This is a genomic window from Bifidobacterium miconisargentati, assembly GCF_019331675.1.
Taxonomy (GTDB): Bacteria; Actinomycetota; Actinomycetes; order Actinomycetales; family Bifidobacteriaceae; genus Bifidobacterium; species Bifidobacterium miconisargentati.
In genome coordinates this window covers 101,780-122,906 of the sequence record NZ_JAHBBJ010000009.1, presented here as the reverse complement: position 1 = coordinate 122,906, position 21,127 = coordinate 101,780, and the positions used below count along the sequence as shown (strand labels likewise).

16 protein-coding genes and 3 pseudogenes are annotated in these 21,127 nt (G+C 63.9%); 16 read left to right on the top strand and 3 right to left on the bottom strand.

Annotated features, from left to right (window positions below; all coding sequences use genetic code 11):
• Positions 1 to 251 precede the first annotated feature (251 nt).
• The 7 genes and pseudogenes from efp to KIH81_RS07210 all read left to right on the top strand — a co-directional run bounded on the left by efp (position 252) and on the right by KIH81_RS07210 (position 8,387).
• Positions 252 to 815 carry an elongation factor P gene (gene efp / locus KIH81_RS07235; protein WP_109057339.1) on the top strand — a complete coding sequence of 188 codons (564 nt, stop codon included), beginning with the start codon at positions 252 to 254 and terminating at the stop codon, positions 813 to 815.
• 55 nt (positions 816 to 870) lie between these two features.
• Positions 871 to 1,389, top strand: a complete 519-nt coding sequence (gene nusB / locus KIH81_RS07230; RefSeq protein WP_214304741.1) for a transcription antitermination factor NusB — start codon at positions 871 to 873, stop codon at positions 1,387 to 1,389.
• Positions 1,390 to 1,594: 205 nt separating this feature from the next.
• A complete protein-coding gene (gene carA, locus KIH81_RS07225; protein ID WP_214304740.1) occupies positions 1,595 to 2,845 on the top strand; it encodes a glutamine-hydrolyzing carbamoyl-phosphate synthase small subunit in 1,251 nt (416 codons plus the stop codon).
• A gap of 1 nt (position 2,846) precedes the next feature.
• Positions 2,847 to 6,230: a carbamoyl-phosphate synthase large subunit gene (gene carB / locus KIH81_RS07220; protein ID WP_214304739.1), complete on the top strand. Its 3,384-nt coding sequence runs from the start codon at positions 2,847 to 2,849 to the stop codon at positions 6,228 to 6,230.
• A pseudogene (gene pyrF, locus KIH81_RS12095) lies at positions 6,230 to 7,144 on the top strand (orotidine-5'-phosphate decarboxylase); the annotation flags it as partial. The gene carB and the pseudogene pyrF, both read left to right, overlap by 1 nt.
• 57 nt (positions 7,145 to 7,201) lie before the next feature.
• Complete coding sequence (gene gmk / locus KIH81_RS12090; RefSeq protein WP_338024746.1) at positions 7,202 to 7,828, top strand: guanylate kinase; 627 nt, start codon at positions 7,202 to 7,204, stop codon at positions 7,826 to 7,828.
• Positions 7,829 to 8,063: 235 nt separating this feature from the next.
• Positions 8,064 to 8,387 (top strand): hypothetical protein, encoded by a 324-nt coding sequence (locus tag KIH81_RS07210; RefSeq protein ID WP_214304738.1) that lies wholly within the window; start codon positions 8,064 to 8,066, stop codon positions 8,385 to 8,387.
• Between the two features lie 115 nt (positions 8,388 to 8,502).
• Here the strand turns inward: KIH81_RS07210 and KIH81_RS07205 are convergent, their stop codons facing one another.
• Positions 8,503 to 9,207: a 3'-5' exonuclease gene (locus KIH81_RS07205; RefSeq protein WP_214304737.1), complete on the bottom strand. Its 705-nt coding sequence runs from the start codon at positions 9,205 to 9,207 to the stop codon at positions 8,503 to 8,505.
• A gap of 155 nt (positions 9,208 to 9,362) precedes the next feature.
• On the opposite strand from KIH81_RS07205, the pseudogene KIH81_RS12375 reads away from it, so the two are divergent.
• Together KIH81_RS12375 and KIH81_RS12370 are read left to right on the top strand one after the other, a co-directional pair.
• Positions 9,363 to 10,385, top strand: a pseudogene (locus KIH81_RS12375) (GTP-binding protein); the annotation flags it as partial.
• 168 nt (positions 10,386 to 10,553) lie between these two features.
• Positions 10,554 to 11,567 (top strand): annotated as a pseudogene (locus tag KIH81_RS12370) (GTP-binding protein); the annotation flags it as partial.
• Positions 11,568 to 11,709: 142 nt separating this feature from the next.
• On the opposite strand, the gene KIH81_RS07195 reads toward KIH81_RS12370, so the two are convergent.
• Positions 11,710 to 12,360 (bottom strand): alpha/beta hydrolase, encoded by a 651-nt coding sequence (locus tag KIH81_RS07195; RefSeq protein ID WP_214304735.1) that lies wholly within the window; start codon positions 12,358 to 12,360, stop codon positions 11,710 to 11,712.
• Positions 12,361 to 12,818: 458 nt separating this feature from the next.
• Between KIH81_RS07195 and KIH81_RS07190 the strand changes: the two genes are divergently transcribed.
• From KIH81_RS07190 to KIH81_RS07160, 7 genes are all read left to right on the top strand, one after another.
• Positions 12,819 to 13,478 carry an amino acid ABC transporter permease gene (locus KIH81_RS07190; RefSeq protein WP_214304734.1) on the top strand — a complete coding sequence of 220 codons (660 nt, stop codon included), beginning with the start codon at positions 12,819 to 12,821 and terminating at the stop codon, positions 13,476 to 13,478.
• On the top strand, positions 13,465 to 14,139 hold the full coding sequence (locus tag KIH81_RS07185) for an amino acid ABC transporter permease (RefSeq protein ID WP_214304733.1): 675 nt from the start codon (positions 13,465 to 13,467) through the stop codon (positions 14,137 to 14,139). Before KIH81_RS07190 ends, KIH81_RS07185 begins: the two co-directional genes overlap by 14 nt.
• Entirely contained in the window at positions 14,132 to 15,010 is an 879-nt protein-coding gene (locus KIH81_RS07180) for an amino acid ABC transporter ATP-binding protein (RefSeq protein WP_236029398.1), read from the top strand. The genes KIH81_RS07185 and KIH81_RS07180 overlap by 8 nt, the downstream gene beginning before the upstream one ends.
• 92 nt (positions 15,011 to 15,102) lie before the next feature.
• Positions 15,103 to 16,011 (top strand): cysteine ABC transporter substrate-binding protein, encoded by a 909-nt coding sequence (locus tag KIH81_RS07175; protein WP_214304732.1) that lies wholly within the window; start codon positions 15,103 to 15,105, stop codon positions 16,009 to 16,011.
• A gap of 298 nt (positions 16,012 to 16,309) precedes the next feature.
• Positions 16,310 to 17,539: a trans-sulfuration enzyme family protein gene (locus tag KIH81_RS07170; protein ID WP_214304731.1), complete on the top strand. Its 1,230-nt coding sequence runs from the start codon at positions 16,310 to 16,312 to the stop codon at positions 17,537 to 17,539.
• An 84-nt stretch (positions 17,540 to 17,623) separates the two neighbouring features.
• Complete coding sequence (locus KIH81_RS07165; RefSeq protein ID WP_214304730.1) at positions 17,624 to 18,919, top strand: O-acetylhomoserine aminocarboxypropyltransferase/cysteine synthase family protein; 1,296 nt, start codon at positions 17,624 to 17,626, stop codon at positions 18,917 to 18,919.
• A 177-nt stretch (positions 18,920 to 19,096) separates the two neighbouring features.
• Entirely contained in the window at positions 19,097 to 19,993 is an 897-nt protein-coding gene (locus tag KIH81_RS07160; RefSeq protein WP_109058217.1) for an SPFH domain-containing protein, read from the top strand.
• Between the two features lie 271 nt (positions 19,994 to 20,264).
• Here the strand turns inward: KIH81_RS07160 and KIH81_RS07155 are convergent, their stop codons facing one another.
• Entirely contained in the window at positions 20,265 to 21,113 is an 849-nt protein-coding gene (locus KIH81_RS07155; RefSeq protein WP_214304729.1) for a patatin family protein, read from the bottom strand.
• Positions 21,114 to 21,127 lie beyond the last annotated feature (14 nt).

Genomic DNA, 21,127 nt, shown 5'->3' with positions numbered 1-21,127 from the left:
TCGTCATGCGTTCCGCGTTCGCTTGCGCGAGGTGTGATACTTCGCGCAAGCGAACGCGGAACGCATGACGATGGGGCCTCACGGTCACGGCCGGCGATGTCCGCGAACCGGTGTGCCGATGCGCGGGCGCAGGAGATCCGACGGTTCGCGAACCACACCGTGCCGCCCGCTGTATACCCGTTGTGGCATAATTGCCAAGGCAATTTTTGGGCATTGCCCCAGTGAGTCGAATTTGAAAAAAGGTGAATAACGTGGCACAGACTACCAACGACATCAAGAACGGTTCCGTCCTGAACCTGGACGGCCAGCTGTGGACCGTCATGAAGTTCCAGCACGTCAAGCCGGGCAAGGGCCCCGCCTTCGTGCGCACCACCATCAAGAACGTGCTCTCCGGCAAGATCGTCGACAAGACCTTCAACGCGGGCATGAAGATGGAATTCGAGACCGTGGACAACCGCACCCTCCAGTACTCCTACGAGGACGGCGACAACTTCGTGTTCATGGACATGACCACCTACGACCAGATCATGGTCCCGAAGTCCCTGGTGGGCGACAAGGCCAAGTTCCTGCTCGAAGGCACCGACTGCCTCGTCTCCTTCCACGACGGCACCCCGCTGAACGTGGATCTGCCGGGCTCCGTGGTCCTGACCATCACCCACACCGAGCCGGGCCTGCAGGGCAACCGCTCCAACGCCGGCACCAAGCCGGCCACCGTCGAGACCGGCGCCGAGATCCAGGTGCCGCTGTTCATCAACGAGGGCGACCGCGTCAAGATCAACACCGAGGACGGTTCCTACACCGGCCGCGAGAACTGATTCTCCGCGATTCACGCATCTTCGAAAACACCGGTAACACTGGAGGACTAGCAGCATGGCACGTTCCACCGCGCGCAAGAGGGCATTGAACACCCTGTATGAGGCCGACGAAAAAAGCCAGGACATCCTCTCCCTGCTGGATGAGCGCATCGCCCATCCCGGTGCCCAGACCCCGCTTCCCGACTACGCCATCGAGATTGTCAGGGGAGTGGCGGAGCACCGTCGTCTGATCGACGCCACCCTGGACGAGCATTCCACGGGTTGGAAGGTCCGCCGCATGGGTGTGGTCGATCGCAACATCCTGCGTATCGCGGCATGGGAGATCCTGTTCAACAGCGAGGTGCCGGACAAGGTCGCCATCGACGAGGCCCTGGCCTTGGCCAAGACCCTGTGCGACGACGATTCGCCCGCGTTCATCCACGGCCTGCTGTCCGCGGTGTGCGCTGGCAAGGACTCCGTCCAGACCGGCGAGAACGCCGGGGACGATGCCGATGCTTCCGCCGGCGAGACCACGGAAGCCGAGCAGTCCGATGCCGCCGAGCCGTCCGCTGACGATCAGCCGACGGTCGCCTAGTGTTTTCCTTTTCAAGCCTCCCCTTACGGGAGGCTTTTTTATGAGCGGGCACGCCCGTTCCCATACCTTTCACACTCTTTTCGACCGGCCAACCGGCCGGAGGCCCCGCCAGCGGGCCCGAGAAAGGTTCGCACGCCGCGGCGTGTGAGTCTTTGCTGGCCGTTAACCTTGGTACGAATACCCGACGAAACACAAGGGGGTTTTGGTGAGCCAGAACGAGTCCGGAACCATCGCAATTCCGACGTATGACCAGGACGATGCAGTCCTCGTTTTGGAAGACGGACAGGTATATGTGGGAGAGCCGTACGGCGCTCTCGGCGAGACGACCGGTGAGATCGTCTTCGCCACCGGCATGACCGGATACCAGGAAACGCTCACCGATCCCAGCTACGACCGCCAGATCGTGGTGCAGACCTTCCCGCACATCGGCGATACCGGCGTCAACAGCGAGGATCCCGAGTCCTCCCGCATCTGGGTGGCCGGCTACGTGGTGCGCGACCCCTCCCCGAACGTGAGCAACTGGCGCGCCGAAGGCAGCCTGGACGACGACCTCAAGAAGAACGGCATCGTCTCCCTGAGCCACATCGACACCCGCAAGCTGGTGCGCCACCTGCGCTCCGCTGGCGTGATGCGCGCCGGCATCTACTCCGGCAGCGCCCTGACCAACCCGGACACGGGCAAGCTGCGCGACGTCGAGGAACTGCTCGCCGCCGTCAAGGCCACCCCCAAGATGCAGGGCCTGAGCCTGTACGACGAGGTCTCCACCAAGGAGACGTACACCATCGAGCCGTGCGGCGAGTACGAGGGCAAGGAGCCGCTGTACACCGTGGCCGCCGTGGACCTCGGCATCAAGGGCATGACCCCGCACCGCATGGCTGAACGCGGCTGCCGCGTGCACGTGGTGCCTTCCACCACCACCTTCGAGCAGATCGAGGCCCTGAACCCGGACGGCGTGTTCTTCTCCAACGGCCCGGGCGACCCGGAGCAGGCCGGCCCGGAGATCGAGCTGCTGCGCCAGGTGCTGGACGCCGGCTACCCGTTCTTCGGCATCTGCTTCGGCAACCAGCTGCTGGGCCGCGCGCTCGGCTTCGGCACCTACAAGCTCAAGTTCGGCCACCGCGGCATCAACCAGCCGGTCAAGGACGTGACCACCGGCAAGGTGGAGGTCACCGCCCACAACCACGGCTTCGCGGTCGACGCCCCCATCGGCAAGACCGTGGACGCCCCGTTCGAGGACGGCAAGTACGGCAAGGTGTTCGTCTCCCACATCGATCTGAACGACGACGTGGTCGAGGGCCTGCAGTGCGTGGACATCCCCGCCTTCTCCGTGCAGTACCACCCGGAGGCCGCGGCCGGCCCGCACGACGCGGCCTACCTGTTCGACCGTTTCTGCGAACTCATGAAGAACAACCCGCGCGACGCCCGCGCCAACAGCAACATCAAGGAAGGTAAGTGATATGCCGAAGCGCACCGACATCAAATCCGTGATGGTCATCGGCTCCGGCCCGATCGTGATCGGTCAGGCCGCGGAGTTCGATTACTCGGGCACCCAGGCATGCCGCGTCCTTCGCGAGGAGGGCATCCGCGTCATCCTCGTGAACTCGAACCCGGCAACCATCATGACCGACCCCGAGATGGCCGACGCCACCTACATCGAGCCGATCGCCACCCCGATCCTCGAGCAGATCATCGCCAAGGAACGCCCCGACGCGCTGCTGCCCACCCTCGGCGGCCAGACGGCCCTCAACGCCGCCATGGCCCTCGGCGAGGCCGGCGTGCTCAAGAAGTACAACGTCGAGCTCATCGGCGCCTCCCTGGAGGCCATCGACCGCGGCGAGGACCGCGAGCTGTTCAAGAAGGTCGTGGACGAGGCCGGCGCCGAATCCGCTCGTTCCCGCATCGCCCACACGCTCGAGGAATGCGACCGCATCGCCGAGGAACTCGGCTACCCGCTGGTCGTGCGCCCGAGCTTCACCATGGGCGGCCTGGGCTCCGGCATCGCGCACGACGAGGAGGAGCTGCACCGCATCGCCGGCGCCGGCATCCACTACTCGCCGACCGACGAGGTGCTCATCGAGGAAGGCATCGAGGGCTGGAAGGAATTCGAACTCGAGCTCATGCGCGACCGCAACGACAACGTGGTGGTCGTCTGCCCGATCGAGAACGTGGACCCCGTGGGCGTGCACACCGGCGACTCCATCACCGTGGCCCCCTGCTTCACGCTGACCGACCGCGAATACCAGAAGCTGCGTGACATCGGCATCGCCATCATCCGCGGCGTGGGCGTGGACACCGGCGGCTGCAACATCCAGTTCGCCATCCACCCGGACACCGGCCGCATCATCGTCATCGAGATGAACCCGCGCGTCTCCCGTTCCTCCGCACTGGCCTCCAAGGCCACCGGCTTCCCGATCGCCAAGATCGCCACCAAGCTGGCCCTCGGCTACACGCTGGACGAGATCCGCAATGACATCACCCAGTCCACGCCGGCCTCCTTCGAGCCGACCATCGACTACGTGGTCACCAAGGTGCCGCGCTTCGCGTTCGAGAAGTTCCCGGGCGCCGATCCGACCCTGACCACCTCCATGAAGTCCGTGGGTGAGGCCATGGCCCTGGCCGGCAACTTCCAGGAGTCCCTGGGCAAGGCCATGCGCTCCATCGACAAGCGCCACATGGGCTTCAACTGGGACGGCGAGAAGCCGTCCGCCGAGGAAGTCGCCGACCTGCTCGAGGCCGTCAAGGTGCCGACCGAGCACCGCTACCTGCAGCTCATGCGCGCCATCTGGGGCGGTGCCACCATCGAGCAGCTGTACGCGGCCACCAAGATCGACCCGTGGTTCCTCAAGCAGATCACGCTCATCAACGACATGGCCATGACCGTCCGCGACGCCGAGCACCTGACCCCGAAGCTGCTGAAGAAGGCCAAGCTCGCCGGCCTGTCCGACGTGCAGGTGGCCCACCTGCGCGGCCTCGGCGACGAGGGCGAGAACACCATCCGCGAGCTGCGCTGGAACTACGGCATCCGCCCGGTCTACAAGACCGTGGATACCTGCGCCGCCGAGTTCGACGCCGTCACGCCGTACTACTACTCCTGCTACGCCGACGAGACCGAGCTGCGCCCGCGCGAACGCGAAGCCGTGATCATCCTCGGCTCCGGCCCGAACCGCATCGGCCAGGGCATCGAGTTCGACTACACCTGCGTGCACGCGGTGCAGGAGCTCGGCAAGGATTACGACACGATCATGGTCAACTGCAACCCGGAGACCGTGTCCACCGATTACGACATGTCCGACCGTCTGTACTTCGAGCCGCTCACCTTCGAGGACGTGCTCGAGATCTACGAGGCCGAGAAGAAGATGGGCCCGGTCAAGGGCGTTATCGTGCAGCTCGGCGGCCAGACCCCGCTCTCGCTCGCCGCGCGACTCAAGGCCGCCGGCGTGCCGATCCTCGGCACCACGCCGGAATCCATCGACCTGGCCGAGAACCGCGAGCTGTTCGGCGAGGTGCTCAAGAAGGCGGAGATGAACGCCCCGCGCTACGGCACCGCACTGAGCCTCGAGGAGGCCATGGACGCCGCCCACCGCATCGGCTACCCGGTGCTGGTGCGCCCGAGCTACGTGCTCGGCGGCCGCGGCATGGAGATCGTCTACGATGACAAGCAGCTGACCAAGTACGTGGACCGCGCCCTGGCCGAGGCCAAGGCCGACACCGTGGTGTCCGGCCGTCTGCCCTCCCCGCTGCTCATCGACAAGTTCCTGCAGGACGCCATCGAGATCGACGTCGATGCGCTGTTCGACGGCGAGGAGCTGTACATCGGCGGCATCATGGAGCACGTCGAGGAAGCCGGCGTGCACTCCGGCGACGCCGCCTGCACCCTGCCGCCATCCACCCTGTCCGACGACCAGATCCGTCGCCTGCGCGAGGGCACCTACGCCATCGCCAAGGGCTGCCACGTGCAGGGCCTGATCAACGTGCAGTACGCCTTCATGGCCAACACGCTGTACGTGATCGAGGCCAACCCGCGCGCCTCCCGCACCGTGCCGTTCGCCTCCAAGGCCACCGGCGTGGCGCTGGCCAAGGCCGCCGCACGCATCATGGCCGGCGAGTCCATCGCCGACCAGCGCGCCAACGGCCTGCTGCTGCCCAAGGGCGACGGCGGTGTGATGCACCGCGGCCAGCAGGTCGCCGTCAAGGAGTCCGTGCTGCCGTTCAAGCGCTTCCGCACCCCGGTCGGCAAGACCGTGGACATCCTGCTCGGACCGGAGATGCGCTCCACCGGCGAGGTCATGGGCTTCGACCGCGACTTCCCGCACGCCTTCGCCAAGAGCCAGCTCGCCGCATACGACGGCGGCCTGCCCACCCACGGCAACGTGTTCATCTCCGTGAACGACACCGACAAGCGCCAGCTGCCGCTCATCGCCGTGCGTCTCGAGGAGCTCGGATTCAAGATCTGGGCCACCGAGGGCACCGCCTCCGTGCTGCGTCGCTACGGCATCGACTCGAACATCGTGGACAAGATCAGCACCCGCGTGGACTCCGACCCGGAGGCCCCGGTGGTGGTCCACCACGCCGAGGGCTCCGTGGGCAAGAACGTGGTCCAGCTCATCGAGGACGGCAAGATCGACATGATCCTCAACACGCCGAACTCCCGTGGCTCCCGTTCCGATGGTTACTCCATCCGCGCCGCCGCCATTGCAGCGGATTTGCCGCAGTTCACCACCATCACCGAATTCCAGGCCGCACTGCTCGCAATCGAGGCCGTGAAGCATAATGATTACCAGATCATGAGCATTCAGGATCATTCGAAGCAGCTGTTCGAATTGGAGAGGCAGGAATTCTGATGGTATCCAGCGATGAGGAGTTGCAGGCGCAACGGTCTGATTTCGGTTTGCGGTTGAGCAATTCAATGGCCAAATACGGGCCGTTGTGCGTGGGCATCGACCCGCATCGCAAGCTCCTCACCGACTGGGGCTACAACGTCGACGCCGAAGGCGCCGAACTGTTCTCCATGCGTATGCTTCAGGCCGCCAGCGGTTGCGCCGCGGCCGTGAAGTTCCAGACGCCCATGTTCGAGCGCTACGGATCCAAGGGATTCGAAGCGCTCGAGCGCGTGCTCTACGCGGCACGCCAGATGGGCGTCATCACCATCGTGGACTGCCTGCACGGCGGTCTGCCCACCACCATCTCCGCCATCGCGGACGCCTACTTCAAGCCCGGTGCCCCGATGCTCGCGGACGCCATCACCCTGCTGCCGTACTATGGCGCCCGGTCCCTCAACGGACTGATCAACGAGGCGCTGGAGAACGGCCGCGGCGTGTTCATCGCATCCCTGACTTCCAATCCGGAGGGCATGAGCCTGCAGACCGCCATCCGCCAGAGCGGCGACTACAAGGGCCGCACCGTGGCGTACGGCATCGCCGCCACCGCGCAGAAGCACAACAGGGACATCGAAGGCATGGGCTCCGTGGGCCTGATCATCGGCGCCACCATCGGCCAGTGGATCCAGGATTCCGGCGTGAACCCGGCCAGCTTCACCGGACCGATCCTGTCTCCCGGCTACGGCTGGCAGGGAGCCGAGGCCAAGGATCTGAAGACCGTGTTCAAGGGCACGCGCGGCAACGTGCTGGTGACCGTGTCCCGCTTCATCGCGTCCCACGGGCCCTCCATCAGCGCACTCAAGCAGGCCACCGAGTCCATCGCGCTTGATGTGCGCCAGGCGCTGTACGAGGCCATGAACGAAGGCGAGAACGAGGAAAAGGACGGCAAAGGCACCGTGAAGACGGCACCGAACGGGAAAACCGAGAAGACCACCGTGGCCGCGGAATCCGCCGCGGCACCCACCCAGAGCGAGTCCGAGACCAAGCCGAAGGGACGCCTGGTGGTGCTCACCGGCCCGGCAGGCGTGGGTAAGGGCACCGTGGAGAACGTGATGCGCAAGAAGCATCCGAGCATCTGGATGTCCGTCTCCGCCACCACCCGCAAGCCCCGCCCCGGCGAGGTGAACGGTGTGAACTACTGGTTCATGAACGAGGACGAGTTCGCCGCCAAGGAAAAGGCCGGCGAATTCCTGGAAACCGCGCTGGTGCATGGGCTCGCCCACTACGGCACGCCGCTCAAGCCGGTGCAGGAGCATCTGGCCGAAGGCGTTCCCACCGTGTTGGAGATCGACCTGCAGGGTGCGCGCCGCATCAAGGAGCGCGCGAAGGAACTCGGCGTGGACGTGGTGTACGTGTTCATCGCTCCGCCGAGCTTCGACGAGCTGGTCCGCCGTCTCAAGGGCCGTGGCACCGAATCCGAGGCCGAGGTGGCCAAGAGGCTGGAGACCGCCAAGGTGGAGCTTGCCGCCGAGGACGAATTCGACGTGACCATCGTCAACGACGATATCAATCGCGCCGCCGATGAACTGTGGTCCGTCATCGCCAAGGAATACGGCCTGTGACGGTTTTGCCGTGACCGTGACTGTACAGTGACGTCGGATGACGTTGGCTGAGGAAGGGTCGCCGGGATGCATGATTTCCCGGTGGCCCTTCCGTCGTATTGGTCCCCGATTGAACGCACCTCGGGCTTGCTATACGAATCACGCCATTGTGTCTATATATTCTCGTGATTGTCCCTACGGTAAAAACGCCTTGTGCCCCTTCACAATCGGGGCCGGCGCTCCTACCGTAAAAGGTATGAGCATTCCAACCAAGTATCCGATGAAGCAGTACCTGGGTGGCATCGTTGAGGCTCTGAAGTCCGCTCCAGGCAATGGTGCCAACCCCAATGACGTGGAAACCATCCGTTTCTACGCCGAACTCGGCAACGACGCGCCCGACTCGCAATGGCCGAACGTGCTGGTCGCCATCGCGCATGTGACCAAGGCCGTCTCCTATGATCCGCAGACCAAGCAGGCGTTCGCCGCCGCCAACGGATTCGAGTACGTCAAGGAATCGCAGCACGCCATCATGGCAGCCCTTACCGAGGACGCCGAGAAACTGGTTGCCAAACGCGGCTGACTCTCACATCCGACATTGCCGTTTGACATCAAAGGCGGCATGAATACATGCGCCGGGTCATCGAACCAATCCGATGACCCGGCGCATTGTCGTATGTCTGCTCGGTCGCCGAAACCTACCGGATCACCAGCTGCTGATGCAGGATCGGCGTGCTGGACTTGGCCGCCACCGGACGCCAGTCAAGTCGGCTCGTCTCATGATGCGCGGCGATGTACCGACGCATCCATTCGAAGCATTCCTGGGTCTGGATGGCGTCGCTCAACGCCCGGTGCTCCTCGTTGTCCGCGATACCGAACCGAACGATGAGATCGGCCAGGCGATGATGACGCTGCTCGGGGAATAGCGTGCGGCTGATCTGCATGGTGTCGTAATCCGTGCAGGCGAAACCCGAACCGGCGATTCGGCGGGTGTTGTAATCCAGGAACCGCAGGTCGAAGCTCACGTTATGACCCACGATCGGTTCGGGAACGGCGTTGGTCTTGGGTTTGCCGAGCCATGAGATGAAGCGGGGGAGCACTTCGTCGATGGGATCGAGATCGGCGACCATCGCATCGCTGATGCCGGTCAACGCGGTGATCTGGCGCGGAATCGGGCGCAGTGGGTTGATGAGCTGCTGGAACTGGTCCACGATCCTGCCGTCCCGCACGCGGACGGCGCCGATTTCGGTGATGGCGCAACTGTTCGGATAGAAGCCGGTGGTCTCCAGATCGAGGGTCACGTAATCGGACGGGAATCCCGCGGCATCCAGCGTGGGCGACTCTCCGGCGTCTCGCATGGAATCGGAAGGCTGGCCGAAAACGGTGATGCCGGCAGTGGTCACGGTTACTCCTCGCATTGACTCGACGGTCTCGATGTTCGGTGACTTATTCTACCGGCAGACCCGCCGGCCGGTAAAATTATTCCCTCGCGAAAAGGTGCGGATATATTGGGTAATCAGCATGGAAACGGCAGAAGACCGGTGGGGAGGAGTTCGTGATGAAACGGATTGTGGCGGGCATCGTGGCGCATGTGGACGCTGGCAAGACCACGTTGTCCGAGGCGCTGCTGTACCGAACCGGCGAAATCCGCAAGCTCGGCCGCGTGGATCACGGCGACGCCTTCCTGGACACGAACGCATTGGAGAAGGCCCGCGGCATCACCATCTTCGCGCATCAGGCGTTGGTGGAACACGGCTCGATGCAGCTGACCCTGCTCGATACGCCGGGACACGTGGACTTCGCCGCCGAAACTGAACGGGTTCTGCGCGTGTTGGATTACGCGATTCTGGTGGTTTCCGGCACGGACGGCGTGCAAGGGCACACGGAGACGCTTTGGCGGTTGCTGGCCCGGTACGACGTGCCGACGTTCATCTTCGTCAACAAATGCGATGCCGCAGGATTCGACCGTGAAGCGGTACTGGCCCAGTTGCGCGCGCGATTGAGTGATGCGGTGTTCCCGTTGCCGGCCTGCGAGGCCGTCTCCGATGATGCGCGGGTGCCGCTGGGGGAGTCCGTCGAGGACATCGCCACCCTGGATGAGCAGGCGATGGACGAATATCTGGAATCCGGCACACTCGGCGTGGGACGCATCCGTGCGATGATCGCCGCACGTCGCCTGTTCCCGGTCTACTTTGGCTCGGCGCTGAAACTTGAGGGCGTCGAGGAATTCCTGGATGGCTTGGAAACGTTCGCATCCGAACCGCAATGGCCGGAATCCTTCGGAGCCCGTGTGTTCAAGATCGCGCACGACCAGCAGCACAACCGCATGACCTGGCTGCGCGTGACCGGAGGCACGCTGAAGGCCAAGGAGATGGTGGACGTCGACGGCGAATCGGAGAAGATCGACCAGGTGCGCGTGTACAACGGCGCCAAATTCGAGACGGTCACCGAAGTGCCTGCCGGCGCGGTGTGCGCGGTGACCGGTCTGACCCGCACCTTCCCCGGTGAGGGATTGGGCGCGGAGCCGGATGCCGAGTCGCCTGCCCTGCAGCCGGTGCTGACCTATACCGTCCTACCGGCGGATGCGGCGGAGGAAGCCGTGGCTGAAGGGCGGAAGCCCAGTGATTCCGGTATCACATCCAAAGGGAACGGAGCCTCCGACGTGGCTCGGGATGGGGATTCCACTCCTCGTGACGACCGGGACGGCAAGAGCGGCGAAACCGATGCCGGGGAATCGACTCCCGAATCTCCGCGTCCCCGATTCGACGACCTGACCCTGCACAAGGTCATGCGCGCGTTGCACGAGCTGGAGGACGAGGATCCGCTGCTCCATGTGGTGTGGATGGAACGTCTGGCCGAAGTCCATGTGCAATTGATGGGTGCGGTGCAGCTGGAGATCATCCAGCAGACGCTGCATGACCGGTTCGGATTGGATGTGGCATTCGGCCAGGGCTCCATCCTGTACCGCGAGACCATCACCGCGCCCATCGAAGGCGTGGGACATTTCGAACCGCTGCGGCACTACGCCGAAGCGCATATCCTGCTTGAACCGGGCGAACCGGGCAGTGGCATCCGAGTCAAGTCCGCGTTGTCGGAGAACGAGTTGGATCGCAACTGGCAGCGGCTCATCCTCACCCATCTGACCGAGCGCGAGCATCTTGGCGTGCTGACCGGCTCGCCGCTCGCCGACATCACGATGACGCTGGTGGCGGGCAAGGCTCATCTCAAGCACACCGAAGGCGGCGACTTCCGCCAGGCCACCTACCGGGCGATTCGTCAGGGACTCATGGAATTACGCGCCGGAGTCAGCGGGCATCCCGCAACGCCGGTGGAGGAGCGGCCGGACACGTCCGGCGCGGGCAACTGCCGTCTGCTGGAACCGTGGTACCGGTTCCGTCTCGAAGTGCCCGCGGACATGATTGGCCGCGCCATGAGCGACATACAACGGATGAGCGGCACCTTCGAATCCCCCGCAATGGACGGTGACTATGCGGTGATCGAAGGCTTGGCACCGGTTGCCGAGATGCGTGACTACGCCATGGACGTGAACCAGTACACACACGGCCATGGCCGCTTCTCCGCCACCTTCGGCGGCTACCGACCCTGCCATAACGAGGACGAGATCATCCGCGAAGCCCATTACGACCCCGAATCCGACCTGGACAACACCCCCGACTCGGTCTTCTGCGCCCACGGCGCCGGCTACCCCGTCAAATGGTACAAAGTGCCGGAATTCAAGCACCTCGACTACGCCACGGCATAGTCGATGATATTGGTTATGTGGCTGATAGAGGCTCCCCTCTTTGAGGGGAGCTGTCGGCGGAGCCGACTGAGGGGAGTGGCGGAACCGCCAGCATCACGATGATGGCAAGATTTGTGACGGCTTGCCATCATCATGCCACCGACTACCAGATCTGCGGACGAACAAAGCCGTTGGACTCCAGGAAGCGCTGAATATCGCGCATTTCGGGCATATTGATGGAATGCGCCATACCGGGATAGACCTGCTCGGTCAGCGTGCCATGCCCGCGCCAGAACTCGCCCATGGCCGCCACGTCCGTCTTCGGAAAAATGTCATCGATGGCACCATGGCCGTAGAACACCGGCGGCTTGAGCGAAGCCAATTCGGCATCGCCGGCGACCGGTCCGGGAGCCAGCCATCCCGAGCAGGACACGGCGGCCGCATAGCGCTTGGGATTCACGCGCAGCAGATGGCATGCCAGCAGACCGCCCTGCGAGAATCCCATGGTCACCACCGGACGGTCCGCGGGGATGTTCTCCGCCACCCAGGCATTGATGGCCTGCGCCGCCTCAAGCGCCTGCCTGTCCAGCGAGTCGCCCTCCGGCACGCCCTCATGAGCCCAGTCACCGAACCATGTGTATCCCATGCCATAGGCGATGGGTGCCTGCAGGCTGGCGTAGTCGGCCGAACCGGCACCGCAGTAATTCAATAGATCGGGCAGATCGTACTCGTTGGAACCCCAACCGTGCAGCAGCACGAACACCGGAGTGGTTTGCGGACCCTTCAACCGGGTCAAAGCCTTGGAAATCTTCATGTCTCCACAGTGTAGTCCGCCCATGTTCGCCGCCGGTAGGCCCATGCCTGACCGGTCGCCCGTTACGCACGTTCGTTGATGCGCATCGGCTGGCACACGTTCGCCTCGGTCCAGGGTGCGCGCCGCAACCGGTTCCGCTGGTAGCGCATCCCAGTCGGTGCCCTGTGAAACCGAGATAGCCCGAAAACCCTGAAACGCCGCCGCAAATAAGACCCTATAACCAACCTCTATAGCCAGACGGCACCGTTGCGCGCTGTGATACTCTACGATAACCAACGGGGGCTGGAACGGATTGTTCGGCCCCCGAATCGTATGTGAACGATATCCCTTCGAGACTTGCAGCCCCGCCCGGCGGCGTCGCAAACGGAGCATCGGCAGCGCATACGAACGCAACCGAGAGACATCAGAAGACATAAAGACAAGAGACATGAGAGAACCGAAGGGAAAGGAGTGCGTCCATGGCGTTTGACTGGTCGTTCGTGCAGCGCTACGCACCCTTCTTCGTCAACGGCACCGTGATGACCATATTCATCTCCGTGTTCGGCATCCTGCTCGCCATCGCGGTGGGACTGGTATGCGCCGGCGTGGAGATCGCGCGAGTCCCGGTGGCCCGGCAGATCGTGCGCGCGTACATCGAGCTGAGCCGCAACACCCCACTGCTGGTGCAGCTGTATTTCCTGTACTTCGGCCTGCCCAAGCTGGGCGTGGTCTGGTCCGCCGAGACCTGCGCCATCGTGGGACTCGGCTTCCTGGGCGGATCCTACATGGCCGAGGCCATGCGAGGAGGACTCGAATCGGTGCCCAAGGTGCAGCGCGAGACCGCCTACGTGCTGGGCCTGACCCCGGTGCAGTCCATCACCCGCGTGGTGCTGCCGCAGGCCATCTCCACCGCGGTGCCCGGTCTCGTGGCCAACGTGATCTTCCTGTTCAAGGAGTCGAGCGTGGTCTCCGCCATCGCCCTCGCGGACGTGATGTACATGGCCAAGGACCTTATCGGCATGTACTACAGCACCTACGAATCGCTGTTCATGCTGGTGGTGGCCTACCTGGTGATCCTGCTGCCGATCTCCATCCTCGGCACCTGGCTGGAGAGGAGGTTCGACTATGCACGGCGCTGAGATTCTTCTCCAGCCCGGCGTCTTCCCCCGTCTGCTGCAGGGTCTGTGGGTTACGGTCTGGATCGCCGGCGTGTCCGTGGGCGTGTCCATCCCGGTGGGCCTGCTGGTCGGCTGGCTGATGACGCTCAGGAACCCCGTGGTGCGTGCGATCATGCGCGTCTACCTCGACTTCATCCGCATCATGCCCCAGCTGGCACTCCTGTTCCTGGCCTACTACGGCTTCGCCCGCTGGTTCGACTGGAACCTCGACGCCACCGGCGCCTGCGTGCTCGTGTTCATCCTCTGGGGTGGCGCGGAGCTCGGCGATCTGGTGCGCGGCGCGTTGCAGTCGATCCCCAAGGTGCAGTACGAATCCAGCTACGTGCTGGGCCTGAGCCCCTGGCAGACCTTCTCCCGCGTGATTCTGCCGCAGGCCATTCGCCGGCTTCTGCCCGCGAGCGTGAACCTGGCCACCCGCATCGTCAAGACCACGTCCCTGGCCGTGCTGCTCGGCGTGGTCGAGGTCATCAAGGTGGGCCAGCAGATCATCGATGCGAACCGGTTCCAGTATCCGACCGGAACCCTATGGATCTACGGAGCCATTTTCTTCATGTACTTCATCGTGTGCTGGCCGCTGTCCATCGTGGCCCGCCGTCTGGAAAAGAGGTGGTCTCATGACTGAGCGAACCGAACGAACCGTGCAGGCGGGGCAGAAGCCGCAGGCCCGATCCACTGAGGCGGTCGCCGCGTTCGAAACCGCGGGCCCGTCCGCCGTTTCCGACTGCAAGGGCTTCGAGGTGAAGCACCTGGTCAAGCAGTACGCCAACGCGGACAAGCCCGTGCTCAACGACATCTCCTTCAAGGTGGAGCACGGCACGGTGCTCGTGGTGCTCGGCCCCTCGGGCTCCGGCAAATCCACGCTGCTGCGCACCATCGCCGGCCTCGAACCGATTCAGGGCGGCACGATCTCCATCAACGAGAAGGTCATCGACGAAGGCCGCCCCGGCACCGAAAAGGCCGGCCGCTCCAACCGTTCCAGCGAGCTGCGCACGCGCATCGGCATGGTGTTCCAGAGCTATGACCTGTTCCCGAACAAGACCGTGCTCGGCAACATCACCATGGCCCCGCTGCTTGTGCAGAAGCGCGACAAGGCCGAAGTGGAGGCCGAGGCGCTGAAGCTCCTGGAGCGCGTGGGACTCGCCGACCGCAAGGACGCCTGGCCGCATGAGCTCTCCGGCGGCCAGCGCCAGCGCGTGGCCATCTGCCGCGCACTCATCCTCCACCCGGAGGTGCTGCTGCTGGACGAGATCACCGCGGCCCTCGACCCCGAAATGGTGCGCGAGGTGCTCGATGTGGTCCTGGAACTGGCCAAGGCCGGACAGACCATGCTCATCGTGACCCACGAGATGCAGTTCGCCCGCGCCATCGCCGACCACGTGATCCTGCTGGACGGCGGCCATATCGTGGAGGAATCGCACGACGCGCACGCCTTCTTCGCCCACCCCGAAACCGAACGCGCCCGTCAGTTCCTGCGCACGTTCGAATTCGAGTGACAGGCCGTGGGCCTCGGTGATTCCGCCGCCCGCCTTCCGAAAACAGACCTACCATCCCAATAACCAACCACAAGAAGAGAAGGAAACCGCCAATGACCATCAAGATTGGCAACGCACTGAAAACGATCGTCGCTACCGGCGCGGCCCTGATGATGGCCGTGTCCGTGGCCGCATGCGGCCCGTCCGCCGCCACCCCAAGCGATACCGCATCCTCCGGTTCCGACACCTCATCCAGCTCCGACGCCAACGCCAAGGCCCGCAGCCTGGACGAGATCAAGAAGAGCGGCAAGATCAAGATCGCCGTCTTCTCCGACAAGGCCCCGTTCGGCTACGTGGACCAGGACGGCAAGTACCAGGGCTACGACATCGTCTTCGCCGAGCGTCTGGCCAAGGATCTGGGCGTCGAGGTCGAATACACCTCCGTGGACCCGGCCGCCCGCGTGGACGTGCTCACCTCCAACAAGGTGGATCTGGTGCTCGCCAACTTCACCGTGACCGACGAACGTGCCGAGAAGGTCGACTTCGCCAAGCCGTACATGAAGGTGGCCCTCGGCGTGGTCTCCCCGGAGGACGCGCAGATCACCGACGTGAGCCAGCTGGACGGCAAGACCCTGATCATCGCCAAGGGCACCACCGCCGAGACTTGGTTCGAGAAGAACGCCCCGAACGTCAAGCTTCAGAAGTACGACCAGTACGCCGACGCCTACAACGCCCTGCTTGACGGCCGCGGCGACGCCTTCTCCACCGACAACACCGAGGTGCTCGCCTGGGCCAAGGCCAACAAGGGATTCAAGGTCGGCATCACCCACCTGGGCGACGACGACACCATCGCCCCCGCCGTGCAGAAGGGCAACAAGGAGCTCCTCGACTTCGTGAACGAGGAGATCGTCAAGCTCGGCGAGGAGAACTTCTTCCACAAGGACTACGAGCAGACCCTCGAACCCGTCTACGGCGACGAGGTCAACCCCGACGAGATCGTGGTGGAAGGCGGAGCCGTCTGATGAAGCGGCTCGTGCCGCTGCATCAGGCTGGCAGTCCGGTGGACTGCCAGTAGGCGACGCCTGAGCGAGGCGATAGCCGAGCGAAGGTAACGCTGAGCCGGCCGTAGGCCGTCCGTAATTGCGGCAAATCTGATAGATGGAACCTGACGCGGTTCCGCGCATAGCCTCCCATAACCAACACATATAACGACGCCGGCCTGCGGGCCGGCGTTTTGCATTACTGTCGTAATCGTGCCCGGTGGGGAGAGTCCCCGCAATCAGAAATGGCGCCAAGGAAACACCGTAAGGGAGGTGCGCAATGACCAGGTTCAACACTCAGCTCGTCCACGGACTGCCGGTTGATGACAACACCACCGGAGCCGTGAACCCGCCGATCTACAACTCAACGACATATGCCTTCGAGAAGGTCGATGCGATGCCCCGCTACGACTACGCGCGCAGCGGCAACCCCACGCGCGACTTCCTCGAGCGCCAGATCGCCCAGCTCGAACACGGCGCACGCGGCTTCGCCTTCGCCTCGGGCCTGGCCGCCATCCACGCCGTCCTCTCCATCTTCAAGCCCGGCGACCGCATCATCGTGGGCAAGAACATCTACGGCGGCACCTACTCGCTGTTCCACGAATACTTCGCCGACCGCGGCCTCATCTTCGAGGCGGCGGACACGCACGACGCCAAGGCATTGGAAACCGCCGTCGCAGGCGACCCGCAGCAGGGCGTCCCCGCGGCCAAGGCCGTCTATTTCGAAGTCCTCACCAATCCGCTGCTCGACGTCAACGATGTGCGCCTCATCGCCAACATCGCCCACAAGCACGGCGCCATCGCCATCGTGGACAACACCTTCGTGACCCCGTACCTGCAGCGTCCGCTCGACCTGGGCGCGGACGTGGTCATCCACTCCGCCACCAAGTACCTCGCCGGACATTCCGACGTGAACGCCGGACTCGTGGTCACCCTGAGCGAGGAGATCGGCAAGGCCGTCTACTTCGCGCAGAACCGTTTCGGCGGCGTGCTCGCCCCCGCCGAATGCGACGCGGTCCGTCGCGGCATCCAGACGCTTGCCCTGCGCATGGACCGCCAGCAGGAAAACGCCAAGGCCATCGCCCAGTACCTGCTCGCCCATCCGCTGGTCAAGACCGTGAACTATCCGGGCCTTCCCGGCCGTGACCGGGAACTGGCCGCCAAGGGGCTGCGCGGGGCCGGCGGCGTGCTGAGCTTCGAGGTCGTGCCCGGCGTGGATCCGGCCGACGTGCTCAACAACCTGCGGGTCTTCCGTCTGGCCGTCTCCCTGGGCGCGGTCGAGTCGCTCGCCGAGTTGCCCTGTCGCATGACGCACTTCGAACTGCCGCGCGAGGAACGACTCAAGGTCGGCATCACCGACGAACTGGTCCGCCTCGCCATCGGCATCGAGGACGCCGCCGATCTCATCGAGGACCTGGGGCAGGCCTTCGACATCGCCTACGAGCGCTACCTCGAACGCCACGGCGAGTCCGACATCTTCAGCCAGATCACCTCCGGCATCTTTGCCTGAGCCCGAACCGCCACCCAGCCGCACATACCGACGGCACGGCCGCGACCGGCCGGACCGCATCACAAAAAGGAATTCCGCACGCCCATGGACAACGATTTCGCTACGAAAGCCATTCACGCGGGGTATGAACCGCTGGACCACGGGCATGCGGCGGTGCCGCCCATCTACGCCTCGGCCGCGTTCGACCTCGAAAACGCCGTGCGCGGCGACGCGCTCGCCGGTGGCCTGATCGACGGGTTCGAATACTCGCGTGTGGCCAACCCGACCGTGGATGCCCTGGAGAAGCGTCTCGCCGCGCTTGAAGGTGGCATCGGCGCGGTGGCCCTCGCCTCCGGCATGGCTGCCGTCAGCTATGCGCTCATGTGCGCGGGAGAGGGCGGCGGCCGCATCATCGCCCCCACCAACCTGTACGGCGCCAGCGTGGACGCGCTCGGCGACTTCCTGCCGCAGTTCGGCATCCACACCGACTTCGTGAGGAACATCAACGACCTGGACGAGGTCGCCTCCAAAATCGGTCCGGACACCCGCGCGATCTTCGCCGAGACCGTGGCCAACCCGTCCACCGAACTCCTCGACATCGAGCCGCTTGCCGAACTCGCCCACGCGCACGGCGTTGCCCTGATCGTGGACAACACCGTGCCCACGCCCTACCTGCTCAATCCCATCCGTTTCGGCGCGGACATCGTCGTACACTCCACCACCAAAGGCATCACCGGACACGGCAACGCCATCGGCGGCGCCATCATTGACGGCGGCCGGTTCGACTGGGCCAACGGCCGGTTCCCGCAATTCACCGCACGTCAGCAAGTCATCAGCGACGACCGCGCCGGCGAATGGCACAGCTTCGCCGAAAAGTTCGGCGCGGCCGCGTTCATCAAACGTATCCGCATCAAGTACCTGCGCACATTCGGCGCGGTGGCAAGCCCCTTCAACGCCTATCTGTCGCTCGTGGGCCTCGAGACGCTGCCCCAGCGCGTGAGCCAGCAGGTCGACTCCGCCTGTCGCATCGCCGAACACCTGACCCGCAGCCCGCATGTGATGAAAGTCAACTACTCCGGCCTCGGATACACGCCCCAATATGACCTGGTGGGCAAGTACTTCCCGCGCGGCGTGGGCCAGATCCTCTCGTTCCTGGTGGACGGCAGCGCCGACAACGTGCGTCGCATCATCGACGGCACCCGGCTCTTCTCCTACATCCCGAATATCGGCGACGCGCGTTCGCTGATCGTGGACCCCGCGCACATCACCCACCGCGAGGTGCCCGTGGATGCCCGCATCGCGGCCGGGGTCAGCGACAATCTGATCCGCCTGTCCATCGGACTGGAGTCGGCGGACGACCTGATCGCCGACCTTGATCAGGCCATAGCCGGCGCATACTGAATCATCCGTCGGTTCCTTCGCTGAACAGCCGGTAAACGCCTGCGCACCCACCTGTCCGGCCGGCCTTCGCGCTGGTAGCATGGAAGATGTTGGGTCACGGCTCAAGGAAGGCCGTGCTTGGCCCTTGTTGAAAGGGGGCTTTCGATGTCGTCTATTATGGCTGTTTTCGGAGGGACCATGCTATTGCTGCTTATCCTGCTCATTATCATCATCCTGTTGCTGTTCGCCGCCATCTTCGTGGTGCCGCAGCAGCAGGCGTACATCATCGAACGATTCGGCAAGTTCCAGAAGGTGCAGTTCGCCGGCATCCACATGAGGATTCCGTTCGTGGATCGCATCGCCATGAAGACCAACATGCGCGTGAACCAGCTCAACGTGCAGCTGGAGACCAAGACGTTGGACAACGTGTTCGTCACCGTGGTGGCCTCCACCCAGTTCCGCGTGAACCCCGAGAACGTGGCCACCGCCTACTACGAGCTGCGCGACCCGGCCGGCCAGCTGCGCTCGTACATGGAGGACGCGCTGCGTTCCGCCATCCCCGCCCTGACCCTGGACGACGCCTTCGCCCGCAAGGACGATGTCGCCTCCGACGTGCAGAAGACCGTGGGCAACGAGATGAGCCGGTTCGGCTTCACCGTGGTCAAGACGCTGATCACCGCCATCGACCCCTCGCCGCAGGTCAAGAACGCGATGGACTCCATCAACGCCGCCCAGCGTGAGAAGGAGGCCACCCGCCAGCGCGCCGAGGCCCAGCGCATCCAGATCGAGACGCAGGCCGCCGCCGAGGCCGAGAAGACCCGTCTGCAGGGTGAAGGCCAGGCCAACTACCGTCGTGAGATCGCCAACGGCATCGTGGATCAGATCAAGAGCCTGCAGGCCGTAGGCATGAGCATCAACGACGTGAACAACGTGGTGCTGTTCAACCAGTACCTCGACGTGATGCGGTCCCTGTCCGAATCCGGCAACGCCAAAACCGTGGTGTTGCCGGCCTCCACGCCGGGCGGCTACCAGGATCTGTACGAGCAGGTCACCAAGGCCATGCTCACCGCCTCCGACGTGAAGTCGGGCAAGTAGTAGTCCCCCCACTTGGCTCCCCTTGTCAGGGGAGCTGTCGGCGAAGCCGACTGAGGGGTAGTCTCGCCAAAGGAATGAGGAACTACCCCTCAGTCACCTATGGTGACAGATCGTCCCGCAATTATGGCCGAACTTCGTTCGCGCTTTTCCAGCTCGACTGTCGTCTCGCACATTGCCTGCAAACAGCTCCGCTGTCTGCTTCACGGCAATGTCCTGACAAGGGGAGCCAAGAATAAGGCATGCCAATCTTGGTTTGACAGGGCTAAGGAGCCTATTCCGCCAGGAATTCGGGAATGGCCTCGGCGGCGGCGTACCCCTTGCGGTACATCATCTCCAGGCCCTCGAAGTTCTTCTTCAACGTATTGAGGCCGTACAGGTCCTCCGGCGCCAGGATGAGCACGCGGCCTTCCTCCTCATAGCGCTTGGCGAGCTCGATTTCGTCGTTGTAGGTCTTGTAGCGCATACGCAGGCGTTCCGCCGCCGCCGGATAGGTGCGCTCCAGGATACGGGCCGGCGGCAGGTCCTTGCGTTGCTGGCGTACCTCGTCACGCAGACGGGAGAGAATCAGGATCACCTTCTCATAGCCGTCGTCCAGCGCCTTCTGCACCGGCACCGGATCGGCGATGCCGCCGTCGTAATACGGCACGCCGTCCACCACATACGGTTCGCAGGCTATCGGCACCGCCGAGGACGCCTTGACCACGTCGAAGTCGTCGAAATGGATGCGTGACTTGTCGAAGTACTTGGTCGAACCGTCCTCCGCGTTGCAGGCCACCACCGTGAATCCGGTGGGGTTGGCCTCGAACGCCTCGAAATCCACTGGATACTCACCGTCATGGTTGCTCAGCGTGCCGTAGATGTAATCAAGGTTGGCGAAGTTGTGGTTCTTGAAGTAGCTTTCCGCGCTGGCGTACTCCTTGCGGAAGGCGTACTTGGTGTAGAACGTGTGGTTGCGGCCGTGCTGGCGGGCGATGAACGAGGTCATGTTGGCCGCGCCTGCGGAGACGCCGTAGCACATGTCCACATCGATGCCGTCCTCGAGTATGCGGTCCATTACGCCGCATCCGAAAATCGCGCGGAATCCGCCGCCCACATCGATCATCGCGGACTTGACTGCCATGACTACCCCCTGTG